Raw genomic sequence first — 12,346 nt, forward strand, 5'->3', positions numbered from 1 at the left:
GGTTTGGTTTACTCAATGGAGTCATCTCGAACGAGCTTTTGAAGTGGGGTTTTGGGATCCGCTTGTAATTTGCGAAGACGATCAATGACAATCTGTGGAACGATTGAATTCAGCCGGTTCACATCACCACCCATCGCTGCAACCTGCCGTATCAGACTCGAACTGGTGTACGCATAGGGCTCGCCAGTGACCACAAAGACAGTCTCAATGTCTGCGACCTGGCGATTCGTAATAGCCAATTGACATTCCATCGCCAAATCGCTGATGTTGCGAATGCCTCTGATCAAAGCACAGGCTTGTTTTTCTCGAGCAAAGTCAACAGTGAGCCCTTCATACGATTCAACTTCAACGGTGGAGCCACTGTCATCTTCAGCAACCAATTCATCAATGAGGCGTTTTGTCATGTTGATACGTGACTTGACGGAGAAGAGCGTTGGCTTCTCCGGGTTAACACCGATTCCCACAATGAGATGGTCAAACATCTGGCGGGCTCGACGTACGACGTCAAGATGTCCAAATGTCATCGGGTCAAATGACCCTGGGTAGATAGCGATATGAGATAAAGCACTGCCAGTCATGATTGGGTCATTCTATCGCCAGAAGAGACGATCTGAATCCCCATTCATCGTGGCTGATGCGGTATCGCTGGGTCAAAAGAAAAAAAGGCCCCGTCCGGGGAGGCAAACCAGTACGGGGCCGATCCAGGGGGCTATGAATGTCGAATCGATAGGAGTTTCCATTTCCCCTGGCCATATGCAAGCTCTTGTTTGGAAGCAAAGCCCAAGCCCATCCAATTGAATGGTCTGGGAGAGGAAGCATCACGTATGGGGGATCTGGAGGGGGAAAACCGAGTTATGGGCACCTATTGCCATCAAGGCAGGAGATGCGAGAGCCCAGCATCCTCGAGCAAGAATGCAAAGTTATCGGAGAATACAAAGTTCTCTTCTGGAAACTCGATGCCAGACATATTGCGGTCCAGGTGGCCAAACATGAGATCCACAGTGCCAACTCTTTCCCACTGACGAGCGTTCGGCTGGGGACCACGAAGACGTACATCAATAAAACCACTGGTTGCAGCGCCTTGGTCATCGAGGCGATCAAGCTCGGCAGAGAAGCGTATGAGTTCCCCTACCCCAATTTCGCGATCAAAGCTGGCTTTGGTAATTTTGGCCAGCACGACTTTTTCAGAGAATCGAGTTGCGGTGCCTACAAGAATACCGGCAGCTTGAGCCATACCCTCTATAACAAATGTAGATGGCATCGTTGGTGGCAACGGGTTTCCCTCGCTGTCCATAGGACTGTGGAGCTGTTCTTCGCCCGGCGTCACTGCCTTGATAGCGCGAAGGACTTTGCCTTCTTCAAAGTCAATGATCTTGTCAATCCAGAGCCAACGCATCAACCAATAATCTCCATAACCCTAAAAACTGGGCATATCCATCGCATTCGGAGAAAGATCAACTCAGAACTTTTTATGAGTCAAGCTTGCGAGCAACAAAGTCAACGATTGACGCAACAGTCAATGCATCTGCAACCTTGGTGACCTCACGTTCATCTTCGATCGATGAAAAATCAACGTGAGGCATTCTTTCGCGAAGCATTTCAATGCCTGCGTCTGTCAGTCTCCCGTCCTGTACCCAATCAGCATTTTCCATCAGGTTCTCAGGGAACAATTCGCCCTGAGAAATTTTGAATGGCTTTTCGGGTGTAGAGAAAGCTTTCTCTAGGCGGAAGACGATGTCGAGGAAGTCAATTGACTCGGCCTCAAGATCTTTGGTCAGACTTGCGCCCATGGTGATGTCCTCTTGATCCGCACCAAGTGCATCTTCGAGAACTTCTTTGACTTGGTCGTATATCTCGTCGCGATTGAGCACGCCGCGCTCCTGTAGTTTCAATTCAGTCTGATTGCCCAAGAACCTACGTAGGCTCTCATGGCATCCACTCTCACACGGATTGAATAGCCGCGGTGGTGCGGACGGGTCGCATGGTAAACCGTCCGGTTGCAGCTGTCGCCCCCAGCTCCGGTGCTTCTTCTGCTGTGGCGGCCAGGACCCGCCCGGAGGCTCTGCAGTTGACCTCACCATTTTCGAGCCTCTTGATGAGTTTAACCTCGATCCAGAGTGCATCGCCTGGGCGGACCACATGCCCAAATTTCATTGCTTTTACCTGTCCGAGCACGAATTGGTCACCTTCTTCGCCAAGCATGACTCGAGCTGCCTGGGCCATGGCCTCGACCATAAGGATGCCTGGCAGCACCGGAAATCCAGGAAAGTGATCGCGCAGGTACTCTTCAGCAAGCGAAACCTGCTTGATGGTGACCACCCGGTCGGGGGTGCGTTCAACAACCTGGTCCACCATTCTGAACTTCATAACAGCACTTAATTCCTTACTTCAGCTGGCAAGAACCTAGCAGAGATAGGCCTTGTAGCAAGAGCCATCGGTGCCGCACCTCAAAAAACCCTTTTTTGGGAGATCTAGGCACCTTGGCAGAGGGCCATCTAAGGGCTATCCTCTGCCGTTCATCAGGGTTCTAGCGATTCTTCGTGACCGCTTCCGCGCGGGGGTCGTCATGAGCATCGCCCGCCCTATTTTCTCTTACATATTCAGGAATCAGGCATATGGCCACCAGTGGCACCATCATCCAGGTCATCGGGTCGACCTTCGACGCACAGTTTCCCGAAAACGACATTCCTCAGATTTACAATGCAGTGGAATGCGAGATTGATCTTCAAGGTCAGGCACTACGCTTGGTCGGTGAAGTCAGTAAGCACCTTGGTGGAGGCCAAGTGCGTTGCGTGGCTTTGGCCAGTACCGATGGACTTCGGCGCGGCCAATCCTGCACCGATATCGGTAGCCCCGTGACCGTACCCGTTGGTGAGTCGGTACTTGGTCGCGTATTCAACTTGCTTGGCGAGCCGGTCGATAACCGCGGCCCAGTTGAATCAGAATTAAGGCGTCCCATTCACAGAGAGCCACCAGAGCTCGCTGATCTAAATCCGAGAACAGAGATACTTGAAACCGGCATCAAGGTGGTTGATCTTCTCTGCCCGTTTGTGCGTGGCGGCAAGATTGGTTTGTTTGGCGGTGCTGGTGTAGGTAAGACAGTGATCATTCAAGAGATGATTGCACGTGTGGCCCGAAACTTTGGTGGTTACTCAGTATTTGCAGGTGTTGGCGAGCGTACGCGTGAAGGCAACGACCTTTGGTTGGAAATGCAAGAAGCTGAGTACACAGATGATGAGGGCAACACGGCGAATGTCATTGATAAGGTTGCCATGGTCTTTGGTCAGATGAATGAACCCCCCGGAGCACGGCTTCGTGTTGGCCTCGCTGCTCTGACGATGGCAGAAGAGTTTCGTGATGCGTCTGGTAAAGAAACACTGGTCTTTATTGATAACGTCTTCCGCTTCACACAAGCGGGTTCTGAAGTCTCTGCACTTCTTGGCCGTATGCCCTCAGCAGTGGGATATCAGCCCACACTGTCGACAGAGATGGGTGAGATGCAGGAGCGTATTACTTCAACATCCCGAGGTGCTATTACATCAGTGCAAGCGATCTACGTGCCTGCCGATGACCTGACAGATCCAGCACCTGCGACGGCCTTTACTCACCTCGATGCATTTGTTGTTCTTGAGCGAACAATTGCCGAGAAGGGCATCTATCCTGCGGTTGACCCACTGGCGTCATCTTCGCGAATTCTTGACCCAGCAATTGTGGGTGAACGACATTACGCAGTGGCACGTCGCGTCCAGAGTATTTTGCAGCGTTACCGTGACCTTCAAGACATCATCGCCATCCTTGGTGTAGATGAGCTTTCTGAAGAAGATAAGTTAGCGGTTGGTCGCGCTCGTAAGATTGAACGCTTCCTGAGTCAGCCTTTCTATGTTGGTGAAGTATTCACAGGCATTCCTGGTGTTGCAAGTCCGCTCGAAGACACCATTGATTCATTCGAGCGTCTTTGTGATGGAGAAGGTGATGATCTGCCTGAGGGCGCCTTCATGTATGTCAATACGCTCGAAGACGCCAAAGCGAAGGCTGAGCAGATGGCAACAGTGGCATGATGAATGCTGCTTGCAACACGTGCGCAGCAGAAAGTCGCAGATGTCGACGATTGAAATGCTTTTCATCGAGCTTATTGATCGCGTCGTTACTGGTTGGAAGCGCCAGCAGCATGCTGTCGTGTTCTGCCGAAGATGAGCCAAAAGAAACGACGACGGCGCCTTCAACATCGACGCCAACCAGTGATGATTCAGTTACCGTCGTGCCTCCAGCAGCACCTGGAGCTTCAGCAGTCGCGCCTGTATCGGCACCAGTGATGCCGGAGGATGCAGCAACCACGGCTTCTGGAACGCGCTATGTCGATCTCAGTGAGGGTGATGGAAAACAAGTTGATGGCGACAGTCTTTTCCTGACGGTCCATTACACCGGTCAGCTGGCTGATGGAACGATCTTTGATAGCTCGATTGAGCGTGGTTCTTCAGTGACACTTCCACTTGAGCAGGTGATTCCTGGTTGGCGTGAAGGTACACAGGGCATGCGTGTCGGCGGCAAACGTCTTCTCTGGGTTCCTACTGATCAAGCCTATGGTGAGCAAGGTGTTCCCCCATTGATCGCACCAAATTCAGACTTGGTATTTGAAGTTGAACTGCTAGACATTAATCGATGGTCGCGGCTTCCAGAAACGATGCCGGGCAAGTCATCTGAAAATGAAATGATGCTGCTTGAATCTGGTGTCCAGATTTCTGATGTCGCAACTGGAACCGGCGCCAAGGTTGATACAGATCACAATTTTGTTCGCGTCAATGCCAAAGCATACCTGACTGATGGACAAGTCATCTATGACTCAAGCCAAGTTGGCGGAACAGAAGATTTACCGGTCGAACTTTTTCCAGGGTGGCGCGATGGGCTACAAGGCCTTGCGATTGGCGGCCAGCGAAAGATAGTGATTCCGTGGCACCAAACCTTAATCAATGGAAAGCCACAACAAGCACTGCCACCTGGCGCAAGCATTATTTTCGATGTGAATCTTATTGCCATTGATCCCTGGTCGAGTTTGCCTGACCCGCTGCCCGGGTGGCACGCAACTTCAGCGCCCACGACATCGGAGTCAGGTCTCAAAAGCTATGAAATCGAAGCGGGCGATGGGGCATCACCGACGGGTCCTGAGACGAATGTTCGTGTGCACTACACAGGCTATTTAGTTGATGGCTCTGTGTTTGATAGCTCATACGATCGTGATCAACCAGTCGACTTTAAGCTTGGTCAAGTGATACCCGGCTGGAGCGAAGGTGTTGGCAGTATGCAGGTAGGTTCAAAGCGGAAGCTCGTGATTCCGTCTGAGCTCGCCTATGGTAAAGCCGGGTCGCCACCGGCAATTCCTCCGCATGCGCTGTTGATCTTCGATGTTGAGTTGATCGATGTTGATCCGACTGAGCCGCTATCGCAGACAGACACTGACGATCACGATCATAGTGGTCACGACCACAGCGATCACGACCACAGCGACCACAGCGATCACGACCACAGCGATCACGACGATCACGACCACAGCGATCACGATCATAGTGGTCACGACCACGACTGATCCTCAACAGCGGCGCCAGTCATTGAAAATGGATGCCCGTTCTAACGTATAACAACGAGGAAATGCAAAATGATGGTGAGCTCCCCCACTTCGCAGCGTACCAAGGTTTGTAGTCAATGTTTGGTGTTTGCAATACTGCTCTGCGGACTTGCCACAAAGATGGCAGTTGCCCAAGAATTGGCTGGCGGCAAACCGATTGCAGTCCCTGCTGATCAAGTCTCTGCGCATGTTGATCAGGCACTTGCCAATGCAGATGAGCAAATAGCGGTGATCGTCGCCATTCCTGATGATCAGCGGAACTTTGATAACACTGTTGGTGCAATCGATGATTTGCTCAATGAGCTTGAGAATCAAACCAACATGAACCAGTTCTTGTCATATGTATCACCAGATTCTGACATTCAGACAGCTGGTCGTATGGCAACAGAAAAGCTTGATGCATGGCTCATCGACTTCGGAAAAAATGAGGGTTTATATCACGCGGTGAGCGCGTACGCCGCTACCAACCCACAGTTAGAGGGTGAGCAGGCAAGATTGCTTCGTGATGCAGTGCGAGACTATCGGCGTGCTGGAATGGATCTTTCGCCCGAGGCCAGAGCACAGCTCACCGCAATGCAAAAGCAGATCGCCAAGCTTGCTCAGGAGTTTGACACCAATATTCTTGAAGATGAGACGACGGTGCTTTTGACACGTGAAGAGCTCGTTGGCATGGACGATGATTTTATTGATGGGCTCAAAGAATCAAATGGCGTGTATGTTGTGACGCTTGATTACCCCACGTTTGGGCCGTTGCTTGACTATGCTGATGATGAAACCAGCCGCCAAAAAGTGTGGACAGCCTATAAGCGTCGCGGGGGTTCTAAGAACGTTCAGGTGCTCGAGAACATGCTTGAACTGCGTGCGCAGGTCGCAGAGATGCTGGGCTATGAAACTGCCGCTGATTATGAAACTGAAGTACGAATGTCTAAGAATGCCGGCCGTGTTGCGGAATTTTATGCTGGCCTTCGGCCAATTGTTCGTAAGAAGGCGGAGCAGGATTGGAATGAATTCACGCAAGTGAAGCGTGATGACACGGGTGATCCAAATGCCGTCTTGCGTCCGTGGGATTTTTCGTACTACGTGGGTAAGCTGCAGCAAGGTAAATATGCTGTTGATTCAAAAGAAGTGCAGAAATATTTCCCTATCGATGGGGCGATGGAAACCATTTTTTCAATCAACAACAAACTCTTTGGTGTTGTCTTTGAAGAAGTCACCGATCAGGCGACAGCATACGGGCCGGCCCTTTGGCACGAAGATGTCAGACTCTTCTTGGTCAAAGATGAGGATTCTGGCGAGACACTGGGCATGTTCTATCTGGATCTGCACCCCCGTCCAGGAAAGTATGGACACGCAGCGCAGTGGGGCGTGCGTCAATCGAAGACACTTCCAAATGGCGAGCGCCAAGTGCCAGTGGCAGCATTGGTGTGTAACTTCACTAAGCCAACATCAGATAAACCATCACTGCTGACGCACGATGAGATGCAGACATTTTTGCATGAGTTCGGCCACGGTATTCACACGATTCTTTCCGACACACAATATGCTTCGCTTGGAGGCACAAATGTGGAACGTGATTTTGTAGAAGCGCCAAGTCAGATGTTGGAAAACTGGGTGTGGGAACCAGAGATTCTTGCAATCTATGCCCGCCATTACGAGACTGGCGAGCCAATCCCACCGGCGCTTGTAGAGGGGATGATTGCTGCCAAAAACCTTGGCTCGGGTATGCTTGCGGAGCATCAGATCTACTACGGGATGGTCGATCAGGCGTATCACAATGTGCCCGGTGGTGAGGTTGATACAACGCAGCTCGGTCTAGATCTCTTTGAAGATATCGAGCTATATGAGGCCGTTCCAACCACCCGCTTTCAGGCAGGCTTTGGCCACCTGACGGGGTATCAAGCAGGCTACTACGGATATCTTTGGTCCCTCGTTTTTGCTCAGGATATGTATGAGCGTTTTGGTGAGCTGGGTCTATTGAGTCCAGAAGCAGGTGACTATTACCGCCAGATGATTCTCTCGCGTGGTGGTAGTCAGGATGCAATGGATATGGTTGTTGAGTATCTTGGCCGTGATCCGCGGATGGATGCTTTCCTGAATCATCTGGGTCTTGATCCACAAATGGATCAATAAGTTCTTCTCTTTGCGTACGTGGGTAGAGTTCATTGACTGCGTGTCGTGGTGCGCTCTCATCTAAACAGGCCATTTTCTTTACACTTTCATCATGTCTGTACGGGTTGGTATCAATATCGTGCTGTTGGCGTGCAGTATTCCGCTGGTTGCAGTGGGAGTCATCTGGTACCTCACCACGCTCCCACCTTCCTGGTATCAACCACTCGCAGGGGACGATCCCGTGGTCATGCGTGCAGGTGAACTTGGCGAGATGCAACTTGTTGAGGCTTTCCAGCTCATTCGGGAACCGAATGAGCTGTGGCGAATTCGTATCGATGAGGCGGTTGTCAATGCTTGGATTGCAGCCCGTCTGCCAGATTGGATGGAGGGCCAATTTGAGGCTCGGTTTCCCGAAAGCGTCAACCAACCCCAGTTGAACTTCGTGCCAGATGAAATCCAACTAGCCACCTGGTTTGGCAACACCGACTCACCATCTTGTGTTGTTGCCGGCTTTGAGCCAGAGGTGCGCGACGGTGAGCTCTTTTTACGGGTATCAAGTGTGGGCCTTGGCCGCATTTCAATTCCTGGTGACCCAATGGCCCGGGTCATTAAATACCTGCGTTCTGCGATCCCAGAGGCAGAGCTTGATCAAGAAATGGCTGATCAAGCAATCGCCACAATGCAGGGACAGCAGGGGTTTTCCTCCATAGTTCCCCTATTTGACGGCCGTCATGTGTTGATCAGGGATGTGGTGGTCGAAGATGGGAGCCTCCTCCTGACGGCTGAGACCCAGATCGGCGAGCTCTCAGATTAGCCCAAAGCGCCGTGCATCGAGCGTGGGCCGCTGCTACGATTGCCTTCTCAGACAAGTCCCGGGAATCATCATGCCTTCAATCACAATCAACGAACAGACCTACGACTTCGATCAGGGGCAGACGATCCTGCAGATCGCGCTTGATCATGACTTGCCGATTCCCCACTACTGCTATCACCCTGAGCTCTCAATTCCCGCGAATTGCCGAATCTGTCTCGCTGAGGTTTGGGCACCAAATCCACGGAACGAAGGCAAGCTTGAGTCCATGGGCAAGCTCCTTCCAACCTGCCAGACGCATGCACAAGATGGCCAGGTGGTTTATACCGAGAGCCCAAAGGCGATCGCCAATCAAAAGGCAGTGATGGAGTATCTGCTCATCAACCATCCAGTTGATTGTCCGGTCTGTGATCAGGCAGGTGAGTGTTATTTACAGGACTATGCCTACCAATATGGGCGTGGGCAATCGCGTTTTACAGAAGACAAGATCAAACAACCCAAGAAGGATCTTGGACCACATGTATTGCTGTACGCTGACCGGTGCATTATGTGCACACGATGCGTGCGATTTACGCGTGAGGTGACAGGAACTGGAGAACTCCTTGTGCAGGGCCGTGGCGGGCATGAGGAAATAGATGTGTTTCCAGGTATGGCTTTGGATAACGAACTCAGTGCAAATGTCATCGACATCTGCCCTGTTGGAGCACTGCTCGATAAAGATTTTCTGTTCCAACAACGAGTTTGGTTCCTCAAGAGAACAGCATCGATCGATGGTTTGACCTGCTCTGGTGACAATATTTCGGTCGAACATAATGATGGTGTTGTCTATCGCGTTAAGCCCCGTCCCAACCCATTCCATAAGCAATGGTGGATTACCGATGAGGTTCGCTATGGCTGGAAATTTGTTCACGCGGAAGAGCGGTTGCGAGTGCCAGCAATTCGTGGTCAAGATGCATTTGAAATGCCAGAGGCCGGGCATGCTTGGGAGGCGGCTTATCACGAAGCGAATGCCCTCATGCGAGCCTCTAAATCGATGCTCGTACTGGTAAGTCCAATGTTGAGTTGTGAAGACGTCTGGTTGTTGGCTCAGTACGCCAGCAGCTTGGATGCCGACGTGACCTTTGCAGTGGGGCCAGTGCCTCGACATGGAGAAGATAAAACGTTTCCGAGTGGGTATACCTCCTACGCAGAGAAAGCGCCGAATGCTCGCGGTGTACGTCGTGTCTTGGCCACTTTCAAAAACAAGATCGTTGAGTATGAATCACTGTTAGCACACATGGCTTCTTGTCCAAGTATCGATCTTATTTTTGCAACAGGGAACTACCCGAGTGCCTGGGCAACGGAGCAACTGATTACTGGTATCGGACAGGATCGCAAGCTCATACTGCTTGATACGCTGGAGAGTCAACTATCCCGTCGTGCGGATGTATTACTACCGACAGCGACTTGGGTTGAGAAGTCAGGTACGTTTGAAGACGTTCATGGTCGACTACAGGCTTTTGAGCGTGCCATTGAACCGATTGACTATTGCAAGAGTGAAGCACAAATTGCCATTGATCTTTTGGCGGACTTAAGCGGTGAATCATTGGGATACTTCAATCCCGCTAATGTGCGTGAACGTATGGCAAAAGTGACTGGTTTAGAGATGTTTATCAAAGACGTTTCATTGCCAGTACTCGACACATCGCTTGATTCAGACATGGAACTCATCGAGCTTTAGTACGGTCTCACAAAGAAACATATGATTTACTTAGGTCAGTCGCCGGAGGGTTGGCGCAGGCCTTTGACGAGGGCGGCCATCGAACTCAATGGCTTGCCAGTAATCTCAGCGTGTTTGAGTAGATACTGCATCACCACAGTCATCACCGTTGCATGTGACCATGACAATGGACTCACCGAGATTGGTGAACCAGTGTAAGGGTCGAATTGTTCAGCGATCACACCAGAGATCAAAGAGCGTTGATGCACCCAATCTATGTAGGGTATTGCGTGCTTCAAATCTTCGATGTTCTTTGCTTTGGCAATCTCATATTGCGCAAGCCAGAGCGTACAAATAGCCCATGGATTACCGGGTACTTTCTCAATGTCATCATGTTCAATTTGGTGGTAATAGTCATTCTCATAACGTGCCAACCCACCAATGGGTGTACCAACCCAGAGTTTTTCTTTGATGCTATTCATCGTTGATGTCACCATTGGGTCATCAGGAGAAAACGCTCCGAATGCAAAGAGGCTATACATCGCTGCATCAACAGTCATATCTAAGTGGTAAGTGCCATCTTCTTGTGGCGTTGCCATACGAGCGAAGCGGCCTTCCTCTTCAACCCAAAGATGTCGGATGAGCGCGCCGCGCATTCGTTGGGCTGCTTCATGGAATTCTGCTGCATGGTCAGCAGCACCAAGCTCATTGGCGAATGCGGCTGCAGCATTGAGTGCTCCAATCGTTGATGACACAGTGAACGTATGGACGCCCCACCGCTCTTCCCAGAGATCCCAACTGGGTTTTGGAAGACCATTGTGATCGCGGTGCTCAAGCATCCAGCGGGCAGGGTTGATGATCAGTGGTGTGTAGGTGCTCTTAATGAACTCCACATCTCTGAAAACCTCAAAGTGTCGCCACAGCGCCCAGAGCATGAGTGCAGTTTCATCTTGCTGGATTGGTAGGACTCGGCGCCCCTCCATCATCCATGGATGCCAGCTTGATGCAAATGTACCAGTCGGGTTGTACTTGTGAAGGAAGAAGCCATCTGGCTCGATGACGCGTTCACAGAAGCGAAAGAAATTTCGGCTCAACTCGCCCTGTCCAGACAATATAAGTGCATGGGCGCAGAGCGCTCCGTCCCGTGGCCACATATAGGAGTAGGTGTCACCAGAGAAGCGTGTGATATCCGAGTCGTTGGCAGCAATGATGGCGCCGTCATTGTCAATTTGGGTGCGGAGAATGAGCTCACTGCGAATGAACATGTCTCGGATTGGCTCAGCCAATGGAGAGAAGTCAGTTGGTTCCTTACATGCCCAAAGCCGCCAATACGCTTCGGTTCGACTCATCATGCGTCGTGCGGTCTTGCTGAGGATCTTCTGGTTGAGCTGCTTGATATCCTCGTACGACTCGCCTGCGCCCAGCCAATAGACCAGCCCACCACTGCCCCGCGGCTGTAATTGCAAGTTGAAACCAACAGTGGAGTCAACAGAGCCTTGTGCAATGGCATTGCAAGAGAGATTTCCATCTTCGGCGTCGCGCCATGTGCCCTCTGCTTCGTTGATTCGCTTGGCTCCGGTGCTCCAGTGATCGATGCCACACTTTCGATCATCACATCCATTGATAATGAAGTAGGTGCCATCTTTGTAGTGCACGAGACCAGCCAAAACCGGGTCATAATTGACTGTATCACCAACTGGAGAGCCATTGACGGAGATGTCATGATGGAAGAAGACGCGAACGTCTCTGGGTTTGCTCGTGAGGTTGGTGACAGTGATATGTCTGAAGTAGACAGGTGATCCATAGTCAACTGCATCACAGCACAACAACTCAAGCTGAAGCTTCGGGTGCTTCAGCAAAACCTCAGTGATCATTGTGTCGGGCTTGTAACGAAGTTCTCGTTTCCATTCGGGGTCGCTGATCCAAGCAAAGTTACCATCGGCCCAGACACCAAAACGCTGTACATGGCCATCAGTATGGTTTGGTAGGCCAACGTGTGGATAGTAGATATCGCGAATTTGGTAGAGGTTGTCGAATGTGACAAGCATGTCACCATTGCCGACGGGAATATCACGAGGCATGGAATGACTCCCTTTAAAGAACGACT

At 51.1% G+C, this 12,346-nt stretch carries 10 protein-coding genes; 5 read left to right on the forward strand and 5 right to left on the reverse strand.

The window, feature by feature from the left end:
- Positions 1-8 precede the first annotated feature (8 nt).
- The 4 genes from coaD to P8J86_01995 form a co-directional block, all read right to left on the reverse strand.
- The gene (coaD, locus tag P8J86_01980; GenBank protein MDG2053455.1) at positions 9-578 is read right to left on the reverse strand and encodes a pantetheine-phosphate adenylyltransferase; all 570 of its coding nucleotides are present in this window, start codon (positions 576-578) and stop codon (positions 9-11) included.
- 293 nt (positions 579-871) lie between these two features.
- On the reverse strand, positions 872-1,396 hold the full coding sequence (locus P8J86_01985) for a hypothetical protein (protein MDG2053456.1): 525 nt from the start codon (positions 1,394-1,396) through the stop codon (positions 872-874).
- A gap of 73 nt (positions 1,397-1,469) precedes the next feature.
- Positions 1,470-1,871 (reverse strand): phosphopantetheine-binding protein, encoded by a 402-nt coding sequence (locus P8J86_01990; protein MDG2053457.1) that lies wholly within the window; start codon positions 1,869-1,871, stop codon positions 1,470-1,472.
- Positions 1,872-1,941: 70 nt separating this feature from the next.
- Complete coding sequence (locus tag P8J86_01995) at positions 1,942-2,367, reverse strand: polyketide synthase dehydratase domain-containing protein (protein ID MDG2053458.1); 426 nt, start codon at positions 2,365-2,367, stop codon at positions 1,942-1,944.
- Between the two features lie 248 nt (positions 2,368-2,615).
- Here P8J86_01995 and atpD point away from each other — a divergent pair, with 248 nt between their 5' ends.
- The 5 genes from atpD (at position 2,616) to P8J86_02020 (ending at position 10,260) form a co-directional block, all read left to right on the forward strand.
- A complete protein-coding gene (gene atpD, locus P8J86_02000; protein ID MDG2053459.1) occupies positions 2,616-4,058 on the forward strand; it encodes a F0F1 ATP synthase subunit beta in 1,443 nt (480 codons plus the stop codon).
- A gap of 110 nt (positions 4,059-4,168) precedes the next feature.
- Positions 4,169-5,581, forward strand: a complete 1,413-nt coding sequence (locus P8J86_02005) for an FKBP-type peptidyl-prolyl cis-trans isomerase (GenBank protein ID MDG2053460.1) — start codon at positions 4,169-4,171, stop codon at positions 5,579-5,581.
- A gap of 69 nt (positions 5,582-5,650) precedes the next feature.
- The gene (locus P8J86_02010) at positions 5,651-7,750 is read left to right on the forward strand and encodes a Zn-dependent oligopeptidase (protein MDG2053461.1); all 2,100 of its coding nucleotides are present in this window, start codon (positions 5,651-5,653) and stop codon (positions 7,748-7,750) included.
- Between the two features lie 91 nt (positions 7,751-7,841).
- Positions 7,842-8,543: a hypothetical protein gene (locus P8J86_02015; protein ID MDG2053462.1), complete on the forward strand. Its 702-nt coding sequence runs from the start codon at positions 7,842-7,844 to the stop codon at positions 8,541-8,543.
- A gap of 70 nt (positions 8,544-8,613) precedes the next feature.
- Positions 8,614-10,260, forward strand: a complete 1,647-nt coding sequence (locus tag P8J86_02020; protein MDG2053463.1) for a molybdopterin-dependent oxidoreductase — start codon at positions 8,614-8,616, stop codon at positions 10,258-10,260.
- 35 nt (positions 10,261-10,295) lie between these two features.
- Here the strand turns inward: P8J86_02020 and P8J86_02025 are convergent, their stop codons facing one another.
- The gene (locus tag P8J86_02025) at positions 10,296-12,320 is read right to left on the reverse strand and encodes a glycoside hydrolase family 15 protein (protein ID MDG2053464.1); all 2,025 of its coding nucleotides are present in this window, start codon (positions 12,318-12,320) and stop codon (positions 10,296-10,298) included.
- Positions 12,321-12,346 lie beyond the last annotated feature (26 nt).

The organism is Phycisphaerales bacterium (genome assembly GCA_029268515.1).
Classification (GTDB): domain Bacteria; phylum Planctomycetota; class Phycisphaerae; order Phycisphaerales; family SM1A02; genus JAQWNP01.

Coding starts and splice junctions, on each gene's coding strand:
- P8J86_01985 (MDG2053456.1), bottom strand. CDS start 1,396: ATGCGTTGGCTCTGGATTGACAAGATCATTGACTTTGAAGAAGGCAAA.
- P8J86_02010 (MDG2053461.1), top strand. CDS start 5,651: ATGATGGTGAGCTCCCCCACTTCGCAGCGTACCAAGGTTTGTAGTCAA.
- P8J86_02020 (MDG2053463.1), top strand. CDS start 8,614: ATGCCTTCAATCACAATCAACGAACAGACCTACGACTTCGATCAGGGG.
- P8J86_02015 (MDG2053462.1), top strand. CDS start 7,842: ATGTCTGTACGGGTTGGTATCAATATCGTGCTGTTGGCGTGCAGTATT.
- P8J86_02025 (MDG2053464.1), bottom strand. CDS start 12,320: ATGCCTCGTGATATTCCCGTCGGCAATGGTGACATGCTTGTCACATTC.
- P8J86_01995 (MDG2053458.1), bottom strand. CDS start 2,367: ATGAAGTTCAGAATGGTGGACCAGGTTGTTGAACGCACCCCCGACCGG.
- P8J86_02005 (MDG2053460.1), top strand. CDS start 4,169: ATGCTGTCGTGTTCTGCCGAAGATGAGCCAAAAGAAACGACGACGGCG.
- coaD (MDG2053455.1), bottom strand. CDS start 578: ATGACTGGCAGTGCTTTATCTCATATCGCTATCTACCCAGGGTCATTT.
- atpD (MDG2053459.1), top strand. CDS start 2,616: ATGGCCACCAGTGGCACCATCATCCAGGTCATCGGGTCGACCTTCGAC.